General features: G+C 73.1%; 17 protein-coding genes. 9 read left to right on the plus strand and 8 right to left on the minus strand.

The window, feature by feature from the left end; translation table 11 throughout:
• Positions 1-690: 690 nt before the first annotated feature.
• Positions 691-1605 carry a hypothetical protein gene (locus PHY01_RS10505; protein WP_141278382.1) on the plus strand — a complete coding sequence of 305 codons (915 nt, stop codon included), beginning with the start codon at positions 691-693 and terminating at the stop codon, positions 1603-1605.
• Positions 1606-1743: 138 nt separating this feature from the next.
• On the opposite strand, the gene PHY01_RS10510 is transcribed toward PHY01_RS10505, so the two are convergent.
• Both PHY01_RS10510 and PHY01_RS10515 read right to left on the minus strand, forming a co-directional pair.
• Positions 1744-3999, minus strand: a complete 2256-nt coding sequence (locus tag PHY01_RS10510) for a DUF262 domain-containing protein (RefSeq protein ID WP_141278383.1) — start codon at positions 3997-3999, stop codon at positions 1744-1746.
• 60 nt (positions 4000-4059) lie between these two features.
• Positions 4060-4980: an NAD(P)-dependent alcohol dehydrogenase gene (locus PHY01_RS10515; protein ID WP_141278384.1), complete on the minus strand. Its 921-nt coding sequence runs from the start codon at positions 4978-4980 to the stop codon at positions 4060-4062.
• Between the two features lie 73 nt (positions 4981-5053).
• On the opposite strand from PHY01_RS10515, the gene PHY01_RS10520 reads away from it, so the two are divergent.
• A complete protein-coding gene (locus tag PHY01_RS10520) occupies positions 5054-5701 on the plus strand; it encodes a TetR/AcrR family transcriptional regulator (RefSeq protein WP_141278385.1) in 648 nt (215 codons plus the stop codon).
• A gap of 10 nt (positions 5702-5711) precedes the next feature.
• Positions 5712-6491 carry an aminotransferase class IV gene (locus PHY01_RS10525; RefSeq protein ID WP_141278386.1) on the plus strand — a complete coding sequence of 260 codons (780 nt, stop codon included), beginning with the start codon at positions 5712-5714 and terminating at the stop codon, positions 6489-6491.
• On the opposite strand, the gene PHY01_RS10530 is transcribed toward PHY01_RS10525, so the two are convergent.
• Entirely contained in the window at positions 6484-6966 is a 483-nt protein-coding gene (locus PHY01_RS10530) for an SRPBCC family protein (RefSeq protein WP_141278387.1), read from the minus strand. The two genes, PHY01_RS10525 and PHY01_RS10530, sit on opposite strands and share 8 nt — an antisense overlap.
• Before the next feature lie 16 nt (positions 6967-6982).
• Positions 6983-7315 carry an ArsR/SmtB family transcription factor gene (locus PHY01_RS10535; RefSeq protein WP_141278388.1) on the minus strand — a complete coding sequence of 111 codons (333 nt, stop codon included), beginning with the start codon at positions 7313-7315 and terminating at the stop codon, positions 6983-6985.
• Between the two features lie 42 nt (positions 7316-7357).
• On the opposite strand from PHY01_RS10535, the gene PHY01_RS10540 reads away from it, so the two are divergent.
• Positions 7358-7735 (plus strand): PH domain-containing protein, encoded by a 378-nt coding sequence (locus PHY01_RS10540; protein WP_141278389.1) that lies wholly within the window; start codon positions 7358-7360, stop codon positions 7733-7735.
• A gap of 45 nt (positions 7736-7780) precedes the next feature.
• Here PHY01_RS10540 and PHY01_RS10545 read toward each other — a convergent pair whose 3' ends face one another.
• The gene (locus tag PHY01_RS10545) at positions 7781-10837 is read right to left on the minus strand and encodes a DEAD/DEAH box helicase (RefSeq protein ID WP_141278390.1); all 3057 of its coding nucleotides are present in this window, start codon (positions 10835-10837) and stop codon (positions 7781-7783) included.
• Here PHY01_RS10545 and PHY01_RS10550 point away from each other — a divergent pair.
• A complete protein-coding gene (locus PHY01_RS10550) occupies positions 10828-12798 on the plus strand; it encodes a primary-amine oxidase (RefSeq protein WP_281283619.1) in 1971 nt (656 codons plus the stop codon). The two genes, PHY01_RS10545 and PHY01_RS10550, sit on opposite strands and share 10 nt — an antisense overlap.
• A gap of 6 nt (positions 12799-12804) precedes the next feature.
• Here the strand turns inward: PHY01_RS10550 and PHY01_RS10555 are convergent, their stop codons facing one another.
• The 3 genes from PHY01_RS10555 to PHY01_RS10565 form a co-directional block, all read right to left on the minus strand.
• Entirely contained in the window at positions 12805-13278 is a 474-nt protein-coding gene (locus PHY01_RS10555) for a DUF4383 domain-containing protein (protein ID WP_141278391.1), read from the minus strand.
• Positions 13279-13566: 288 nt separating this feature from the next.
• On the minus strand, positions 13567-14181 hold the full coding sequence (locus PHY01_RS10560) for a hypothetical protein (protein ID WP_141278392.1): 615 nt from the start codon (positions 14179-14181) through the stop codon (positions 13567-13569).
• A gap of 193 nt (positions 14182-14374) precedes the next feature.
• Positions 14375-15583, minus strand: a complete 1209-nt coding sequence (locus PHY01_RS10565) for a saccharopine dehydrogenase family protein (RefSeq protein WP_141278393.1) — start codon at positions 15581-15583, stop codon at positions 14375-14377.
• A 99-nt stretch (positions 15584-15682) separates the two neighbouring features.
• On the opposite strand from PHY01_RS10565, the gene PHY01_RS10570 reads away from it, so the two are divergent.
• The 4 genes from PHY01_RS10570 to PHY01_RS10585 all read left to right on the plus strand — a co-directional run bounded on the left by PHY01_RS10570 (position 15683) and on the right by PHY01_RS10585 (position 19730).
• Positions 15683-17170 carry an APC family permease gene (locus PHY01_RS10570; RefSeq protein WP_141278394.1) on the plus strand — a complete coding sequence of 496 codons (1488 nt, stop codon included), beginning with the start codon at positions 15683-15685 and terminating at the stop codon, positions 17168-17170.
• A 5-nt stretch (positions 17171-17175) separates the two neighbouring features.
• Entirely contained in the window at positions 17176-17619 is a 444-nt protein-coding gene (locus PHY01_RS10575) for a universal stress protein (RefSeq protein WP_141278395.1), read from the plus strand.
• Positions 17616-17897, plus strand: coding sequence for a hypothetical protein (locus PHY01_RS10580; protein ID WP_141278396.1), 282 nt, complete (start codon positions 17616-17618; stop codon positions 17895-17897). The genes PHY01_RS10575 and PHY01_RS10580 overlap by 4 nt, the downstream gene beginning before the upstream one ends.
• Before the next feature lie 156 nt (positions 17898-18053).
• A complete protein-coding gene (locus tag PHY01_RS10585) occupies positions 18054-19730 on the plus strand; it encodes a BCCT family transporter (RefSeq protein WP_141278397.1) in 1677 nt (558 codons plus the stop codon).
• Positions 19731-19773: the final 43 nt, after the last annotated feature.

Genomic DNA, 19773 nt, shown 5'->3' on the forward strand with positions numbered 1-19773 from the left:
GCCTCGCCGAGCGGGTCCGCGACTGGGAGAACGGCGCCCGCCGGGGACGGAAGGTGCGCGCCGGCCGCAGCGCCCGCCCGCCGTCGACCGCTGCGCGCCCGGCCACGCGCACCGTCGCGCCCCGCGCGCACCCTCGATGGTGCGCGGCGGGCCGCACGGTGCGCGCCGGGCCGGACGTCGCGCAGGTGGGTGCGCCGGATCGGACGGGTGCACCGGGACGCAGGGTGCGGCCTCCGGGTGAGGTTGTCCCGGTTGGGCCGCGCCTCGATCCCGGGCCTGCCCGTCGATCTCCGCAGCCCGCCAGACCGGGCGCGGCAGCCGCACGCGACGCCCCGTCGGACTCGGCTCGGGTCGTCCGCTTCACTGGGGTCATCGGTGAGGTGCGGTCTGATCGATCCGGGACCGCCCGATCACCGACGGACCCACCCGGCCGATCAATGGAGTCGCATGGACCCGCACGTACGCCCCGCTGTCGTCGTTCCCGTCGACGGCCGACCGGTGCATCCCGCGGCCAATCCGTGGGAGTCGCTCGCCCGGGGCGAGGGGATGCTCGTGAGCTGGTCCGACGGTCCGGTGCCCGCTGAACGCTCGTGGGGCGCCCCGCTCCGGGCGTCCAGTGCTCTCGGCCGACAGCTCGCCGATATCGCCGCGCGGACGGGTTCTTCCGCCCAGGCGAGCCGGATCTTCCGGATGGAGCTTCCGGTGGGGTACGGCGTGGACGACCTGGTCAGGACAGTCGGCGGTGGCGTCAGCAGCGCGGTCCGCGGCGCAGGCGGACGGATCGTCGGCCAGGCGAGGCTCGTCCCGATGTCCCCGGCGCGGATGGCGGCCGGACTCAACCCGGCGGCCCTCGGGTTGATGGCCGTCCTGGTCGTGGCCGAGATGGCCGGCGGCGACGAGCAGGAACGCCGGCTCGACGCCATTCGCGACGGCGTCGACCGGCTCAACGCCAGGTTCGACATGGACGACGACGCCCGCCTGCACACCGCCGAACAGGCCATCCGCCAATCCCATGCCGCCCTGCTCGACGGGGCGACCATCCCGGAGAGCATCGGGTTGGGCACCGCGATGAGCAACCTCCAGGTCATCCGGCACCGGTCCGTGACGCTGCTGACGGGATGGGAGCGGGTCGTCGCCGGGCTCGGTCCGGCGGACGTCTCAGGTTCCACCGTGCGCGAGGCACTGGGCGCCGTCGGGTCGCTCGGCTGGGACTCCTTTCCGAGCGCTGTCCGCACCGCGTACCTCTCCCTGAACCTGGACGCTCGGCGGATCATGCTGACGACAGCCGAGGCGCAGCTGCGCAACCCGGGGATGGCCCTCGCCGCGTTCCGTGAGGGCGTGGAGGCCGACCTCGCCGTCCGGCGCGCCGAGCTGCGACGGCTAAGGGCGTTGTTCGTCCGCCTGTCCACCGTGCCACTGGGCACCTCCGGCTGGGCGCTGCCCAATGTCGTGGCCGACAGCGCCGCCGAGAACGCCCGGACCCAGGTGCTGTTCGCGACGTTGGCCACCGCACTCAGCTCCGGCGACACACCGGCCCACCCGGCCGTGGTGGAGGCCGAACTGCGGTCCGACGGCACCGTCCAGCTCCTGCGTCCCGCCCAGTGACCGACGTCGACGGCCCAGCCCGGTAGCTGCGCCGCCGTGCAGAGCCGGGTGCGGAAGAACAGATCACGAGGACCCGTCAGCTCCGCGTCAAAGAGGTCGAGCGCTCGACGGGTGTCGAGCAGAGAGGAGCATCTGGAGTCATCCGTTGGTCGGAGCCTCTCCCGTCGGGTTCACGACGCCCGCGTCCCGCAACCGTTGCCGGGCCGTAGCCAGCTCCCCCGGCGTGAACGAGCCGGCGAACTCCAGCGCGACCGCCTCGACGGCCAGGTCGAGCCGCTGCTCGTCCCACAACCGCCGGAACCCGTCGCTCGGGGTCGGCGCGTTGAGGATCCGGCGCACGGCGTCGAGGGCACCCAGGTCGTGGATCATCCTCCGCAGGCCGACGGGGTTGTAGCCCAGCTCCACCCGACACAGCTCGATGCTCCGGAACAGGGCACTCTCCAGTGTGCCGTCCGCCAGACTCTGCTCGGCGAACCCGCCCGTCGCCTCCCGCTCCCCCGACGCCACCTCCCCGAGCCGCCGGACGTAGCCGCGCAGCGCGTCGACCGAGGTGAACACCTCGCAGCCCAGCTCCGTCAGCCGGGGGATGTCGGCCTCCTCCGGATCCAGCTCCAGCACCACCGGCTTGCCCTGCCCCACCTGCAGTCCACCGGCCCAGAACGCCTCGGCGACGGCGAGCACCCGCCCGGTCTCGGCGTCGGTGATCTCCTCGTCCAGCGACGGTGTCGCGAAACCGAGGGCCTCCAACTCGGCCACCAGTGCGGCGACCTCGGCGGCGCGGGGGTCCGGCTCGGCCGCTTCCGCGGTGACGGCCACGGGCGCGAGGAGCCGCTCCGCCGGCAGGACACCGGCCATCAGGTCGCCGAGGAAGTCGTTGGCCGCGGCGGCGAGCAGCTTGCGGCGGGCGGCGAGGAACTTGGGGTAGGAGTCCAGGCGCCACGGGCCGTCCGGGATCCACTGCGCGGCGCGGGCGTCCGCGTCGAGCGTCGGCAGGTACTCGCCGGGTTCCCGTCCGGACAGCGCGGTGGCGCTCGACGGCGTGACGAACGCGTAGTTCGCCACCGAGTTGACCTCGGCGCGGGAGTACCCGAGCGTGGCCAGCGCGGCGCGCGGGAAGATCTCGTGCACCTCGATCGCGCCGGTGTCCTGCCCGAGCGCCCGGCCGGTGACCAGGTCACGAGCTCCGGCGGCGCGGCTCACCAGGTACAGCAGCGGGTAGGAGCGCGAGCCGCGGCCTGCACCCTCGAAGTCCTGCGGATCGATCGTCAGCCGGCCCTTGCGGGTGCGGCGCAGCGCCGCGACCAGGCCGTCGACACCCTCGCGGTCGACCGTCTCCAGGTCCTTGGCCAGCATCGTCTCCGTGGAGCCGGTGAAGCGGCCACGGACGGCGGCGTGCACGAACCAGCACAGCGCCCGGTCGGCCTCGGCCGCGTCGGTGAACCGGCCGCCGCGGGCGTGCAGGGCCCGGGCCAGCACCGGGAGGGCGTACTTGCCGAACAGCACGCGGTCGTGGTCGAGACCCAGCCGCGAGGAGACCAGGTCCAGCAGGTGGTCGATGTTGTGGAGGCTCTTCATGAGCGCGTCGGAGAACTCGGCGGCCGTCACGTTCTCCAGCGCGGAGAACGGCGCCCGCCCGGTCGCCACGGCGTTGACGGTGCGCAGCAGCCAGTCGGGGGCGAAGCGCAGGTCGCGGTCGGCGGCCCAGCGGTCGAGGTTGCGACGCATCGTCGGGCGCGCGTCGGCCCACTCGGAGCAGATCCGGGCCAGCGCCAGGTCTCCCTTGGACAGCTTCGTGCCACCGGAGTTGACGCGGTTGAAGATGTCGACGACGACGTCGACGGTCTTGTCGGTGCCGGTGATCGCCTCGACGTGGAACACGCGCTCCAGCACGTTGCGCAGCAGCTGGACGCGGTCGACGTACTCGGCGAACCGGGGCTGGGTGTCGGGGTGGGCGGCGAGCGCCGAGTAGACCGGCCCGGTGCCGTCGAGGAACAGCGCGGTGACGTCGATCCAGCGCGGGTCGTCCTTCATCTTCACCGGGCCGTAGAACTCGAAGGCCTCGGTCTCGACGTTGAACCGCAGCCCGCGGAACGCCTCCGGGTCGCCCTCGAAGAACGCGGGCGGTCGGCCGCGGACGACGCCGTAGAGCGTCGTGACCCGCTGCTGGCCGTCGAGCAGCAGGGACCTGGTGCCGGAGACGCCGGAGCTTCCCCGCACGGCCTGACCTGCGGTGTCGGTCTCCCACACCAGCAGCGCGCCGACCGGATACCCCTTGTAGAGCGACCGCATCAGGCCGCGCACCTGGTCGCGGTTCCACACGTACCCGCGCTGGAACTCCGGCAGGAGCATCGTCCCGCCGTCGATCTGGTCCAGGATCGCGCTCAACTTCGCCATGCAGTGGTTTCCCCCCGACGTGCCGTGCTCCCCCCTGCATCGGCCTCGCAAAAGGCGACGTTACGGACGCAGCACCAGGTTCCCCACCTTCCGCCCCGAGTCCACCCGCCGGTGCGCCTCGACGATCCCGTCCAGCCCCACGACCTCCTCCACCACCACCTCCAGCTCCCCCTTCGCCACCCGCCCCAGCAGCAGGGCGAAGTCCTCCGCCCGCTCCGGTGTGACGCCCGCCCGCACCCGCCGCCGCGGCAGCACGGTCTCCCCCAGGCTCGCGACGGCCAGCGTCAGCACCCCGTCGTCGGTCAGCAGCCGCCGCCCGGTGGCCGGGGTGAGCGTGCCGACGGCGTCGAGGACGTGGTCGAACCGCCCGGTCAGCGGGGTGGTCGTGTGGTCGACGACGTGCGCCGCGCCCAGCCGGGTGGCCAGTGCGGCGTTCGCGCCCCGGGTGACGGCGGTGACGGTCGCGCCGGCGTGGGCCGCGACCTGCACGGCGCTGGTGCCGACCGCCCCGGACGCGCCGACGACCAGCACCGACTGCCCGCGGCGCACGTCGCGCAGCAGGTGCAGCGCGGTGGTGCCGCCGAACAGCACCCCGGCGGCGTCGTCGTGGGACACCTCGGACGGCTTGCGGACCACCCGCGCCGCCGGGGCCGCGACGAGCTCGGCGTGCGCGCCCATCCGCGCCCCGGTCATGCCGCACACCTCCTCTCCCACGGCGAACCCGCCGCCCGCGACCTCGACGACGCCGGAGAACACCACCCCCAGCACCGGTCGCCGCGGCGCCCGGAGCCCGAGCGCGAGCCGGGCCGGCACGCCGAACCCCCGCGGGAAGCGGGCGCCGCGGATCCGGGCGTCCCCGGAGTTGACGGTGGTGGCGACGACCCGCACCAGCACGTCTCCGCGGCGCGCGACGGGCGCGGGCACGTCGACGACGCGCACGACCTCCGGCGGTCCGTACCGGGTCACGACGGCTGCCCTCATGATGTCTCCTTACGCCTGTAAGTCCGTGGGGAGGACGGTAGCCTTACAGTCGTAAGCCCGCAAGGAGGTTCCCGTGCCCCGACCCGCCCTGACCCGCGACCGCGTCGTCGACGCCGCGGTCCGCGTCGCCGACCGCGGCGGCCTCGCGCACGTCAGCATGCGCAACGTGGGCCGCGAGCTCGGCGTCGAGGCGATGTCGCTCTACCACCACGTCGCCGGGAAGGACGCCCTGCTCGACGCGCTCGCCGACCGCGTCTACGGCGAGATCGCGCTGCCCGCGCCCGACCTGCCGTGGCGCCCGGCGATGGCCGACCGGGCCGCCTCGGCCCGCGCCGTGCTGGCCGCGCACCCGTGGGCGCTGGGCCTCATCGAGTCGCGGCGCGACCCCGGCCCCGCGCTGCTGCGCCACCACGACACCGTGCTGGGTTGCCTGCGCCGCAACGGGTTCAGCGTCGCACTCGCCGCCCACGCGTTCTCCGTGATCGACGCCTACGTCTACGGATTCGTACTCACCGAGGTCAATCTCCCGTTCTCCCCCGGCGAGGGGGCGGACGCGTTCGTCGACACGCTCGGCCTGCCCGTCGAGGAGTTCCCGCACCTGGCCGAGATGATGGCCGAGCAGGTGCGGGGCCACGACTACTCCTACGCCGACGAGTTCGGCCCCGGCCTCGACCTCATCCTCGACGGGCTCGCCGCCCGGCTCGCGGCCGCGCCGACGTAGGGTCCCGATCGTGGACGAACTGGCCTCGGTCGACGGTGTGGTCGGCCCGGCGGGGACGATGACGATCCCCGTCACCGACGAGGGACTGCTGCGCGGCGACGGGGTGTTCGAGGTCGCCCGGCTCTACGGCGGCCGCCCCTTCGCCTGGGACGAGCACCTGGCACGGCTGAGCCGGTCGGCGGCCAACGTGCACCTGGAGTTCGACCTCGACGCCGCCCGTGCCGAGGTCGAGGCCCTGCTGGAGCGGGCCGGCGCCGTCGACGGGACGGTGCGCCTGCTGATCACCCGCGGCGGGCGGCGGGTGGTGCTGCTCGCGCCGCTGCCCGACACCGCGCCCACGATCGCGCTCGCGACCGTCGAGTACGCGCCCTCGCGGGTGCTCGACGCGGTGAAGTCGCTGTCCTACGCCGCCAACATGCACGCCACGCGGCTGGCCCGGGAGACGGGTGCGGGCGAGGCACTGCTGGTCACCCCCGACGGGCGGGTCCTGGAGGGCCCCACCTCGGCGTTCTTCTACGCCCTCGGCGGCCGCCTGCACACCCCGCCGCTGCGCGACCACGTACTCGACTCGATCACCCGCCGGCACGTCCTCGCCGTCACCGGGGCGACGGAGCGCGGCCTCGCGCTGCACGAGCTCGACGGCCTGGACGAGGCGTTCCTCGCCTCCACCACCCGCGAGGTGCAGCCGGTCTCGGCGATCGACGGCCGGGGGCTGCCCGCCGCGCCGGGCCCGCTCACCGCCGCCGCGGCCGACGGCTTCCGCCGCCGCGTGGCCGACCTGCTCAGCTGACCAGCGCGTCGATCTGGTTGATCGCGCTCGACGCCCCCTCGACGACACCCATGTCGAGCACCTGCTGCAGCGCGTCGGCCGTGGCGTAGGTGCTGACGTAGGTCGCGCGCGTGCCGCCGTCACGGGCGGCGAAGCGGAACTCGTTGCGCGACACCGGCATCTCGGTGTTCGGGGTGAAGTCCAGGTGGGCGAAGCCGTCGTCGAAGGTGAAGCCCGCGGGCTCGTCGACGGTGGCGATCTCCCAGTACCCGGCGAACTTCTCGCCCTCCGGAGAGGTCATGTAGTAGGTCATCCGGCCGCCGGGGCGCAGGTCGTGGTCGACGACGGTGGCCGGGTAGGTCGGCGGGCCCCAGACGCGCTCGAGCTGGCGCGGGTCGGCGTAGACCTGCCAGATGCGCTCCGGCGGGGCCGCGAAGTCCGCGACGATCGTCAGGGTCAGGGCGTCCATGTCGTGGGTGACGTCGGTGACGGGCATGTCGGTGCTCCTCTGCTCAGGATGGTTCTTCGGCGATCAGTTCGTCGATCCGGGCGATGCGGCCGCGCCAGACCTGCTCCAGCTCGGTGAGCATCGAGCCCACCGACCGCACGGCCGCGACGTCACCGCTGGCCAGCTGCTCGCGGCCGTTGCGCCGCTTGGTGAGCAGGCCGGCGCGCTCCAGCACGGCGACGTGTTTCTGCACCGCGGCGAAGCTCATGTCGTAGCCCGCCGCCAGTGCGGAGACCGAGTGCTCCCCGGCCAGCACGCGGCGCATGATGTCGCGCCTCGTGCGGTCGGCGAGCGCGTGGAACAGGGCGTCCGCCCGGTCCTCGTCGTCCTCGGCCATGCGACAAACATACAACCAATCAGTTGTATGTCAAGATGCCCCATGGGCTTCCTCGACGGAATCATGGGCAACGCCTCGCGCATGGACCCGGCCGCGGCCGCGCAGGAGTACGGGCGGCTGCTGGGCCAGGGCGAGCAGGTGCACGCCGCGTACCTCCTGGTGCGCGACGCGTTCCTGTTCACCGACCGGCGCCTGATCCTGGTCGACAAGCAGGGGCTGACCGGGAAGAAGATCGAGTACCACACGGTCCCCTACCGCGCGATCACGCACTTCAGCGTCGAGACCGCCGGCACGTTCGACCTCGACGCCGAGCTCAAGATCTGGCTCTCCGGCAGCGCCGCGCCGATCGCGAAGCAGTTCGGCAAGGGTGTCGACGTCTACGAGGTGCAGGCCCTGCTGAGCCACTTCGTGGCGCGCTGACCCGGGCACTCCGGTGAGCGTTCCGCGGAACGCTCACGGCGGTCGCTACGACGCCACCACCGACGCCGTCCGGAACACCTCCGCCGGCATGGTCCGGTCCAACGACCAGGTGATCGCGATCGGCCGCTCCCCGGTGTGCTCGACGTAGCGGCACAACCCCAGGCACAGGAACGGAGCCGGGCCCAGGTCGTCGGTCGGCGTCTCCCGCACGAACAGGGCCACGTGGGAGGTCCCGGTCAGGTACCGCTGCCCCGGCCCCGACGCCACCGTGGTGGCGTTGGGCGACTCCCAGTGGAACCGGTCCGGGCTCAGCGCGAAGTCGCGGTACATCGTCGTCGGGGAGAAGTCGCGCTCGGTCTTGCGCAGGTTGACCAGCAACGCGTCGGTCCCCGTCTCCGGCGCCCACGCCACCCCCTGCGCGTGGCCGTGCGCCTTGCGCGTCAGCGACGCCCAGCCCAGCGCGGCGAGGACCTCCTCACGGCGGTAGTGCGCGTGGCTGAGCAGCGGCACGTGCAACAACCCCTCCCCCAGCGGGCGCGGCACGTGCCGGGCACGGTCGAACGACAGCGCCACCAGCTCGCGGATCTCCGCGCACACCGCCGGGTGGCGGCGCAGGTGTGCCAGTCCGTCCTGGTAGGAGGCGTGGCCGCCGCGGTCGGGCCAGAGCAGGAAGAACAGCATCCGGGCGAGGCACTGCTCGCGGGTGGTGAGGTCGTCGTAGGCCGGGCTGTCCGGCCGGGTCAAGGCGGAGTAGACGAGCGCCCGCTCCCGGTCGTCGACGTGGGCGAACGCGACGGCCTTCTTCAGCAGTGCCGCCTCGTCCGGCCCGGCGGGAAGGGTGGGCAGGCCCGCGTCGCGCCGCAGCCCGGTCCACGAACCCGACCGGTACACGTCGACGAGCTCGCGCCCCGACTCCTCCAGGTAGCGGGCCAACGCGAGGTCGCCGTGCGATCGGACGTCCGCGACGAGGGCCCGGCGCGTGGTCCGCAGCTGCTGCTTCACGTTGTCGAGCACGATCCTCTCGACGACCCGGTCCAGCACAAGCTGCGATCCCGACGGGAGGAACGGGAAACCCCGCTCGATGTCGTCGACGAGCCCCTTGCGCGTGCTCCCGGTCAGCGCCCGGTATCGGACGTCGAACCGGAACTCCTGACGGTGCCGGCCGATGAAGTCCAGCACGGTGAGCACCGCCTTGCCGCGCGCCCGGCGCAGGCCGCGGCCGAGCTGCTGCAGGAACACCGTGGCGCTCTGCGTCGGGCGCAGGAACAGGACGGTGTCGATCTCGGGGAGGTCGAGGCCCTCGTTGAACAGGTCCGCCGAGAACAGGCAGTTGACCTCCAGGCTCCGCAGCCGGCGCAGCGCCTCGGCCCGCTCGGCCGGCGGCGTCGAGCCGTCGACGGCCAGGCTGGGAATCCCGGCCTTGACGAACGCCTCGGCCATGTACCGGGCGTGCGCCACCGAGACGCAGAAGCCCAACGCCCGCATCCGGCGCACGTCGGTGACCTTGTCCCGGGTCTCCCGCACGATCTTCATCGCCCGCGCGTCGTTGCCGGTGTACACCGCATCCAGCGACGCGACGTCGTAGGTGCCGCGCCTCCACTCGATCCCCTGCAGGTCGACGTCGTCGGCCACCCCGAAGTAGTGGAACGGCACGAGCAGGTCGGCGCTGAGCGCGTCCCACAGCCGCAGCTCGTAGGCGGTGCGGCCGCCGAACCGGTCGCGGACGTCGGTGCCATCGGTGCGCTCGGGGGTCGCGGTGAGACCGAGCAGCTCGCGGGGTGCGAGGTGGTCGAGCAGCCGTCGGTAGGTCGGCGCCTCGGCGTGGTGGAACTCGTCGACGACGACCACGTCGAAATGGTCGGCAGGCAGCCGCTCCACCCCGTAGGCCGCCAGTGACTGCACGCTCGCGAACACGTGCTCCCAGCGCTCCGGCCGCTCGCCACCGACGTACACCTCGCCGAACGCCCCGTCGGCCAGCACCTCCCGGTACATCCGGCGGGACTGCTCCAGGATCTCCCTGCGGTGCGCGACGAACAGCAGCCGGGCGCGGGGAAGGGAGTTCCGCAACCGCGCGTAGTCCAGCGCCGCCACGACGGTCTTGCCGGTGCCCGTGGCGGCCACGACCAGGTTGCGGTGCCGGTCGTGCAGCGTCCGCTCCGCGTCGAGTGCGTCGAGGATCATGGTCTGGTGGGGGTGCGGTCGGACCTCCAGGCCCGACACCGGGGAGACGTCGATGCGGTCGCGACCCAGCGCGTCGCGCAGGCGGTCGTGATCACGGTCCGGGTCGTAGTCGACGAACCGCGGGTCGGCCCAGTAGCTGTCGAACGTCCCGGCGAACTTCCGCAGGAGGTCGGGCGTCGCCACCGACGACAGGCGCACGTTCCACTCCAGCCCGTCCACGAGCGCCGAGCGCGACAGGTTGCTGCTGCCGACGAACGCCGTGTCGAACCCGGAGTTCCGTCGGAACAGCCACGCCTTCGCGTGCAGCCGCGTCGTCGTGGTCTCGTAGCTGACCTTCACCTGCCCGCCGTAGCGCCGGACCAGCGCGTCGACGGCCCGCTGCTCGGTCGCGCCGACGTAGGTGGTCGTGATGACGCGGAACGGGACGCCCCGGCGCCGCAACAGGTCGAGCTGGTCCTCCAGCACGCGGATCCCGGCCCAGCGGATGAACGCGCACAACAGGTCGACGCGGTCGGCGGATCCCAGCTCGGCACGCAGCTCGGCCATCAGCGACGGCTCGCCGTGCGCGTTGGTGAGCAGCGCCGCCGAGGACAGCGGGGTGACCGGGCGCTCCAGCCGGTGCACCCCCGGCGCGGTCTCCCGGCTGAGGGTCACGAGGTGCTCGGCGCTGCCGGCGATCCGCTCCTGCTCGGCGGCCACCCGTCCGAGCAGGTCGTCGACCAGCGCGAGTCGGCGCGCCGGGTCCCGTTCGGCGTCCAACGCCCGCTCGACGGCGGTCGCGACGTGCCGGGCCAACACGTGCGGCTCATCGGCCGGGTCGACGGCGGCGAAGCGCGGCGTCAGCTCCGGGGAGCGGGCGAGGTCGGCGTCGAGGGCCGCGGTCCGTAGGGACTCGTAGACACCCTCGGGCAGTGGCAGCATCGTCGCGGACCCTAGCCGGCGGGCCCGCGATCGGCTCGACGCACGGCCGGCCGCCCCTTGCCGTCCCCTCCACCACTCACCAGGATTCCCCCGTGACCCACCCCCTGGACCCCCTCACCGCCGACGAGTTCCGCCACGCCGCCGCCCTGCTCCGCCGGGAGAAGGGGGTGGCCCGCCCGACGTGGCGGATCGCCGGGATCGAGCTGCGGGAGCCGTCCAAGGCCGCGGTGGCCGCCCACCGCGACGGCGACGAGGTCCCGCGCCGCGCCCGCGCCGTGGTCTGGGACACCACCACCGGCGTCCCCTACGTCGCGATGCTCGACCTCACCGGCGACTCGCTGGTCGCCTGGGACGCCCACCCCGACCGGCAGCCCAACGCCACCGTCGACGAGTGGCACGACTGCGACGAGGCCATGCGCGCGCACCCCGACGTCGTCGCGGCGCTGGCCGCCCGGGGGATCGACGACCCCTCGCTCGCGCTGGTCGACGTCTGGACCTACGGCGCCGCCCGCCTCCCGCAGGCCCACCGCGGGCGCCGCGTGGGCTGGTGCGACGTGTGGGTGCGCGACGCGCCCGACTCCAACCCCTACGCGCACCCGGTGGCCGGGCTGCGGCTGATCGTCGACCTGAACACGATGGAACTGCTGGAGATCGTCGACCACGGCGACCCCGGCCGTCCCGACGTCCAGGGCGAGTACGCCCCCGCCCACGTCCCCGGCCACCGGGCCCGCACCGACCGGAAGCCGTTGGAGATCACCCAGCCCGAGGGCGTCTCCTTCTCCCTCGACGGCCATGCGCTCCGCTGGCAGAACTGGCGGCTGCGGATCGGGTTCACCCACCGCGAGGGCCTGGTCCTGCACCAGGTCGGGTGGCACGACGGGACCGCCACGAGGCCGATCGCGCACCGGCTGTCCTTCGCCGAGATGGTCGTCCCCTACCGCGACCCCACCCCGCAGCACGCCGACCGCACCGCCTTCGACATCGGCGAGTGGGGCCTGGGCTTCATGACGACGTCGCTGGAGCTGGGCTGCGACTGCCTCGGCGAGATCCGCTACCTCGACGCCGTCCTGCACGACACCGCGGGCGAGCCGCAGGAGATCCGCAACGCGATCTGCCTGCACGAGGAGGACAACGGGGTCCTCTGGAAGCACGTCGACGGCCGGGCGGGCGCCGAGGTGCGACGGATGCGCCGCATGGTGATCTCCACCCACGTCACCGTGGCCAACTACGAGTACCTCGTCTACTGGCGCCTCTACGAGGACGGCTCGATCGAGTGCGAGGTGCGCGCCACCGGGATCATGGTGACGACCCCGTTCACCGGTGACGCCCCGCCCTACGGCGTGGTCGTCGACCGTGACACCTACGCCCCGATCCACCAGCACTTCATCGTCGCCCGGCTCGACATGGAGGTCGACGGTCCGGCGAACACCGTCGTCATGACGGAGGCCGCGCAGCCCCCGATCGGCCCCGACAACCCCGACGGTCTCGCGCTCGTGCTCCGCAACGAGCCGGTCACCGTGGAGGGCCCGCAGGACTACCGCTGGGAGACCCAGCGCGCCTGGAAGGTCACCAACCCCTCGCGCCCCAACGCCCACGGCACGCCCGTCGCCTACAAGCTCGTGCCCGGCGCGGCGATCCCGCCGATGCTCGACCCCGCCTCGTCGGTGTTCGCGCGGGCGCAGGCCATCGGGCACACGCTGTGGGTCACCCCGTTCGACGCCGACGAGCGCTGGCCCTGCGGCGAGTTCGTCAACCAGTCCGCCGTCGACGAGGGGCTGCCGGTGTGGACGGCGCGACAGCGGAGCGTGGAGGACGCCGACGTCGTGCTCTGGTACGTCTTCGGCATCCACCACGTGCCCCGCGTCGAGGACTGGCCGGTGATGCCCGCCGACACGGTGAGCTTCTGGCTCAAGCCGGCGGGGTTCTTCGACGCCAACCCCGCCCTGGACGTCGCGCCCTGACCCCGGTCAGCCGTCGTAGACGCGCTGCCAGCCGGCCAGCCGGTCCTCGGGACGGCGGACGTCGCGCAACGCGTCGAGCGCGGCCTGCTGCGCGGGGGTCGCCGCGTGCCGGGCCTCGGCGCGCTCGGCCTCGGCCAGCTCGGCCGCGGCGCGGGCGCTGCCGGGGTCCTCGATCCGCACCGGCTCCGGCCGGCCGTCGGCGTCGACGGCGCCGTGTCCCGTCGCGTAGGGGTTGCCGTCGGGGAGCCGGCCGGTGAAGCGCCCGTAGGCACCCAGGGTCAGCAGCAGCCCGCCGGAGACCAGGCTGAACACCACGTTGGACATCCGGAACGCCAGCAGGTTGAGCGGGGTGCCCAGCACGAGCACGTTCGCCACCCCGGAGAGCAGGAACGCCACGCCGACGACGGCGAGCACGGTCGAGGCCGTCCGCCCGCCGCGCAGGCCGCCGGCGATGAGCAGCGCCCCCACCACCAGCGACACCCAGGGACAGCAGGCCGTTGGAGGACAGCCCCAGCACCGGGGCGCCCGCGGTCGAGAACAACGGCAGGCCGTCCGCGAGGCCGAGACCGCCGAACACCCACAGGCCGAGTCCGAACAGCACCGCACCCGCGCGGTGGACCACGTCGAGCCGTCCTGCCGAATCGCGCCGAAGGTTGTTCATGAGGACAGGGTGCTCGCCTCGCGCGATGCCCGCCACTCGACCTCGGGCGGCGAGCCGATCACCGTGCGGTGCCGCAGCACCCTCGGTGGGGACCCGGCGCGCGCGGTTCAGGCGGGTCGGCGGGTGAGCAGCCCGGTCACCCCGACGACCAGCGCGAACAGCGGCCACACCAGCCCGGCGCTGTAGGGCAGGCCGAGCACCACCGTGGCCGCGGTCGACGCGGCGGCGAGCACGAGCGCGACCACGCCGACGCCCAGCGGCAGCACCCGGTCCCGCACGGCGAGCAGCCCGACGACGGTCATCACGGCCAGGCCCGGCAGGTAGGCGCCGAAGGCGGCCTGGTCGGCGAGCACGGCGAGGGTGACGGCGGCCTCCGGGGAGTAGAACGCGGAGTCGGTGCCGCCCGGCACCCCGCTCGCCGCGACGTAGCGGAGCAGGACCCCGATGGTCCCCGCGCACAGGAACGCGATCGACGTCCAGCGCAGCGCCTCCACCAGCCCCTCGCGGTGCGGCGCGTGCCGGGTGTGGAACCGGACGAGCCCGAGCAGGAACACCAGGGACGCGGCCAGAACCACGAGCGCCAGCGTGCCGCCGAGCTGCACGGCCACGGGCTCGGAGAGGCGATCGCGGAGGAACTCGGTGGTGGGCTCGGGCGGGCCGCCGAAGCTGTCCGGCGACATGGCCAGCAGGAACGTGGACCCGGCGGCGGCCAGCCCGGACACGAGCGCGGCGGCGGGCCAAGGGGGTGCGCCGAGCCGGAACGGTGCCGGCGGGGGCGGGGGCGTGGGTGGTCATCGAGACTCCTGGGGGGGGTTCGTCCGGTATGTGACCCGAGCATCCCCACCCGTGGAGTCCGGCCCCAGGAGGACAGCGGGCCGGTCGACGGTGGTGCCAGCACCACCCGGGGGTCCGGGATCAGCCCCCCTCGCGCATCCCCCACGGCGAGCCGTAGGACGTCAGGAGGTCGAGGAAGGGCACCGCGTCGAACGCCTCCGGGCCGAGCACGCCCCGGCCGGACCACACCCCGGTCGCCAGCAGCTCCAGCGCCACCACCGGGTTGACGGCGGTCTGCCACACCACGGCCTGGCAGCCGTACTCGCGCATCGACCACGCGTTGTCGACGACGTGGTGCAGGTAGACCTGCCGCGGCGCGCCGTCGACGCCGGTCCCGCTCACCCACAGCCCGGCGCAGGTGCGCCCCGTCATCGTGGGCCCCAGGGTCGCCGGGTCGGGCAGGCAGGCGGCCACCACCTCCCGGGGCGACACCGACACCTCCCCCACCCGCACCGGGACCGTCGACGACAGGCCCAGCTCGTGCAACGTCCGCAGCACCCCGATCACGTGCGACCCGAGCCCGTACTTGAACGTCACCCGCTCCGCGGAGATCCACCGCGGCATGAGGAGCACCTCCTCGTGCTCGACGTTCACGCACTCCAGCGGCCCGATGCCACCGGGAAAGTCGAACACCTCGGGCTCGCTGAAGGGCTCGGTGGTGAACCAGCCGCGGTCGCGCTCCCACACCACGGGCGGGTTGAGGCACTCCTCGATCAGCGTCCAGATCGAGAACGGCGGGGCGAACCCGCGACCCGCGACGGCCAGGTCGGACCCGTCGCGGACGCCCAGCTCGTCGATGCGGGCGAACAGGTGGTCGGCGGCGAACCGGGCGAACACGTCCGACAGCCCCGGTTCCACCCCGATGCCGACCAGCGCGAGCACCCCGGCGTCGGCGAAGGGGTCGTGCAGGGCGAACTGCTCGTCGCCGAGCTTGACGCCGCACCGCTCGTAGGGGGCGGCGGGGTGCGGCGCCGACATCGACATGGCCATGTCCAGATAGGTCACCCGCGCCGCCAGGCAGGCCCGGAACAACGGCATGACGAACCGCGGGTCGGTCGCGTTGAGCAGCGCGGTGCAGCCGTGCTCGGCCAGCACCGCCGCCACGGCGTCGGCATCGGCCGCGTCCAGCCGGGCCGCGACGAACCGGGCATCGCCCACCCGGTCGACGACCGCACGCGCCCGGGCGTGGTCGAAGTCGGCCACGACCAGCCGCTCCACGAACTCCCGCCGCGCCGCGATCGCGGCCACCGACCCACCCACCCCACCGGCACCGATGAGCAGGATCCGCACGACGCACCTCGCTCCGGGAGAACGCAACGGCTACCGCGAGCAGCAAAGTAGCCGGAGTGGCTCTTGTGGGTGAACCAGGACTGGTGGAATAACTCTCCGATGAGTGCCGAACCCGCCGCCGCGCCGGAGGCACAGCTCAAGCCGGGCGCCATCTCGTTCCTCGACGCGCTGGTGATCGGCCTCGCGTCGACGTCGCCCGCGTACTCGCTCGCCGCGATCATCGGGCCCGTGGTGGCGCTCGTCGGCGTCTACGCGCCCGGCGTCCTGCTGGCGTCGTTCGTGCCCATGCTGCTGATCGCCTCCGCGTTCTACTACCTCAACCGCGTCGACCAGGACTGCGGCACCACGTTCTCCTGGGTCACGCGGGCGATGGGCCCGTGGCTCGGGTGGATCGGCGGCTGGGCCATCGCGATGACGGGCGTGCTGGTCACGGGCTCGCTGGCCGACACCGCCGTGCGCTTCTCGCTGCTCGCGCTGGGCCTGGACGACCTGGCGAGCACGAACGGCGTCGTCATCCCGATCGTCGTGGTCGTCGTGCTCGCGATGACGGCGCTGTGCGTGCTCGGCACCGAGATCTCCGCGCGGTTCCAGAACGTCCTGATCCTCGTGCAGGTGCTGTCGCTGCTGGTGTTCGCGGTCGTCGCGCTGGTGCGGGCCTCCACCGGCGACACCCCCTTCGACGCCGAGACGCCGTCGTTCACCTGGCTCAACCCGTTCGCCGAGGGCGGCGCCGCGCTCACCGCGGGCCTGCTGCTCGGGGTGTTCGCCTACTGGGGCTGGGAGTCCGCGGTCAACCTCACCGAGGAGACCACCGACTCGGCCTCGACGCCGGGGCGCGCCGCGATCGTCTCCACCGTCGTGCTGCTGGTGACCTACCTGTCCGTCGCCTACGCGGTCGTCGCGTTCGCGGGCACCGGGTTCCTCGCCGACAACCAGGACCAGGCCGAGCTGATCTTCGCGCTGCTCGGCGAGGAGGTGCTCGGCGGCTGGGACTGGGTGCTGCTGGTCTCCGTGGCCACCGCCGCGCTCGCCTCCACCCAGACCACGATCATCCCCGCGTCGCGCACCGGGCTGTCGATGGCGCGCCGCGCCGCGCTGCCGAGGCGGCTCGCGCACATCCACCCGCGTTTCCGCACCCCGGACGTGTCGACCTGGACCGTCGCCGCCATCGCCATCGGCTGGTACGTCCTGATCTACCTGATCAGCGAGAACGCCCTGTTCGACTCCCTCACCGCGCTGTCGCTGCTCATCGCGTTCTACTACTCCCTCACCGGCATCGCCTGCGCGGTCTACCACCGCAGGCAGCTGCTGCGCAGCGCGTCGAACCTGCTCCTGATCGGCGTCGGCCCGCTGCTCGGCTCCGCGCTGCTGATCTACCTGCTGGTCCTGTCGGTCACCGACCTCAACGACCCCGAGGCCAGCTCGTCGGGCACCTCGTGGTTCGGCTTCGGGCCGCCGCTGGTGATCGGCGTCGGGATCTTCCTGGTCGGTATCGTCTTCATGATCGCGTGGCGGTTCCACGACGCGCGGTTCTGGCAGGAACGGCCCGGCGTCGCGCCGGAGCCGTCGGAGACCGGGAAGGGCTGACGGACGTGGCCAGTGGGAAGAGCATCGTGCTCGGTTACGACCGGTCGCCCGGTGCGCGGCGGGCCCTCGACATCGCGATCGAGCTGGCCGGCAGCTTCGACGTGCCGCTTGTGCTGGTGCACGGCATCGCCCCGCCGAGCACCGTCGGCGAGGAGGCCGACGAGGCCCGGGTGGCCCTCGACGAGCTCGACGAGCGGATCGCCGCACCGGCCGTCGCGGCCGCGGAGGCGGCGGGGGTGCGCGTCATCGTCGACGTCGTCGACTCCCGTCCCGCCCCGGCCCTGATCGCGGCGGCCGAGGAGCACGACGCGCTCGTCATCGTGGTCGGCACCTGGAACGAGAGCCCGCTGCGCGGCGCCCTGCTCGGCTCGGTGTCGCACAAGCTGCTCCAGCTCTCCGCCCGCCCGGTGCTCTGCGTACCGGCCACGGCGCCGGTGGTGGAGGGATGACGCCGGCCGCGGTGCTGGTGCTCGTCGCCGGGGTGGTCGTGGTGCTGGCCGTCGCCGCGGTCGCGTTCGCCCTCGACGCCCGGCGCCGGCGCGCCCGGCAGGCCCCCGCGGCCCCGCCCCGGCCCGCCCGCCAGGTCGAGCCGATCGACACCGCGCAGGCCCAGCAGGACCCGCCGACCGTCCTGCACCGCACCGCCCCCACCGACACCGGCGCCGAGGACCCGACGGTGGTCACGCCCGTTGGCGAGGAACCCGACGACGGCGCGCCCCGCCGCTGAGCCGACCCGACCGGCGACGGCCGGCGACGTCAGCGGTGGACAAACGGGGCATACGTAGCCGATCCTGGCCCGGTCGACGTCACGCCGCGTCATTCCGTACGCCCGACGCAGACCCTGTCCGCGCGCGGCCGGCGTCGCGGATCGGAGTGCGTGGTCGTGGAGGATCTGGCTCGTCGGCTCGGGTTGCGGACCAACCCGCACATCTTCTTCTGGTCGGCGGGCCTGATGGTCGCCTTCCTCGTGCTGCTGCTGTCGTTCCCGGGCCCGATCGGGACGGCGTTCGGCGCCGGGCGGGAGTGGATCGTCACCAACCTCGGGTGGTTCTTCATCCTGGGGGTCACCACCTGGCTGGTGTTCCTGGCCTGGGTCGCCCTGAGCAAGTACGGGAACCTGCGGCTGGGCCACGACGCGGACACACCGGCGTACTCGAACCTGTCGTGGTTCGCGATGCTGTTCGCGGGCGGCATCGGCACCGTGCTGATGTTCTGGGGGGTGGCCGAGCCGATCTCGCACTTCTCCACCCCGCCCTACGCCGGCGTGGAGCCCTACAGCGTGCAGGCCTCGCAGGACGCGATGACGATCTCGCTGTACCACCTGAGCCTGCACACCTGGGCGATCTTCACCCTGCCCGGGCTGGCCTTCGGCTACTTCATCTACCGCTACGACCTGCCGATGCGGGTCTCCTCGGTGTTCTACCCCTTCCTCAAGGAGCGGATCCACGGCCCGATCGGCAAGACCATCGACGTCTTCGCCGTGCTCGGCACGCTGTTCGGGCTCGCCGTCTCCCTGGGCCTGGGCACCTCGCAGATCAACGCCGGGCTGACCGCGCTGACCGGCATCCCGGACGCGGTCTGGCCGAAGGTCCTCATCATCACCGCGCTGACGCTGGTCGCGACCGCGTCGATCGTGGCCGGGCTGGACAAGGGCGTGCGGCGGCTGTCCAACCTCAACATCCTCATGGCCGTCGGGCTGATGATCTTCGTCCTGATCGCCGGGGACACCGTCTTCCTGCTGCGCCAGATCTTCGAGAGCGCCGGCCTCTACGCCCAGCAGATCGTCCCGCTGTCGTTCTGGAACGACTCCATGGCGCAGTTCACCGACGAGGGCGGCTGGGGCTGGCAGGGCGGCTGGACCGTCTTCTACTGGGCCTGGACGGTCACCTGGGCCCCGTTCATGGGCGTGTTCCTCGCCCGCATCTCGCGCGGGCGCACCATCCGCCAGTTCGTCGGCGGCGTGCTCATCGCCCCGTCGCTGTTCACCCTGGTCTGGTTCGTGATCTTCGGGTGGTCGGCGATGCAGATCGACGGGATCGGTGGGACCGGCGGGACCATCTCGGCGGCGGTCGCCGACAGCGTGCCGCTGGCGATGTTCGCCTTCTTCGACAACTTCCCGGCCGCGACGCTGATCTCGGGCATCGCGGTCGTCGTGGTCGCCCTGTTCTTCGCCACCTCGTCGGACTCGGCGTCGCTGGTCGTGGACATGCTGTGCTCGGGCACCGGCGAGGCGGGCCCCACCCGCCAGCGCGTGTTCTGGGGGCTGTCGGAGGGGGCGCTGGCCGCGTCGCTGATCATCATCGGCGGTACGGCAGGGCTCGAGGCGCTCCAGCAGGTCATCACGGTGATCGGCCTGCCGATCTTCCTGATGGTCTTCGCGATGATGTTCGCGATGATCGCCGGGCTGCGGCAGGAGGTGTTCCCGTCCGCACCGGTGCCCGCCGCGCCCGCCGTCAACGGGGACCGGCCACCCGGCACCCCGCCCAGCGGCACCCCGCCCGTCCCGGCGGCCCCCGCGGACGGTGCGGCCGACCGTACGTCGACCACACCGCGCGGCTGACCCGGCGGCCCCGGGCCCGGCCGTGCGCCGGGCCCGGGGCACC

Source organism: Pseudonocardia hydrocarbonoxydans (assembly GCF_006539565.1).
Taxonomy (GTDB): Bacteria; Actinomycetota; Actinomycetes; order Mycobacteriales; family Pseudonocardiaceae; genus Pseudonocardia; species Pseudonocardia hydrocarbonoxydans.

Bases quoted from the DNA above. Each gene is read 5' to 3' on its own strand.
- PHY01_RS10540 (WP_141278389.1), top strand. From the start codon at position 7,358: ATGGGCTTCCTCGACGGAATCATGGGCAACGCCTCGCGCATGGACCCG.
- PHY01_RS10570 (WP_141278394.1), top strand. From the start codon at position 15,683: ATGAGTGCCGAACCCGCCGCCGCGCCGGAGGCACAGCTCAAGCCGGGC.
- PHY01_RS10530 (WP_141278387.1), bottom strand. From the start codon at position 6,966: ATGCCCGTCACCGACGTCACCCACGACATGGACGCCCTGACCCTGACG.
- PHY01_RS10545 (WP_141278390.1), bottom strand. From the start codon at position 10,837: ATGCTGCCACTGCCCGAGGGTGTCTACGAGTCCCTACGGACCGCGGCC.
- PHY01_RS10510 (WP_141278383.1), bottom strand. From the start codon at position 3,999: ATGGCGAAGTTGAGCGCGATCCTGGACCAGATCGACGGCGGGACGATG.
- PHY01_RS10580 (WP_141278396.1), top strand. From the start codon at position 17,616: ATGACGCCGGCCGCGGTGCTGGTGCTCGTCGCCGGGGTGGTCGTGGTG.
- PHY01_RS10535 (WP_141278388.1), bottom strand. From the start codon at position 7,315: ATGGCCGAGGACGACGAGGACCGGGCGGACGCCCTGTTCCACGCGCTC.
- PHY01_RS10505 (WP_141278382.1), top strand. From the start codon at position 691: ATGGAGCTTCCGGTGGGGTACGGCGTGGACGACCTGGTCAGGACAGTC.
- PHY01_RS10515 (WP_141278384.1), bottom strand. From the start codon at position 4,980: ATGAGGGCAGCCGTCGTGACCCGGTACGGACCGCCGGAGGTCGTGCGC.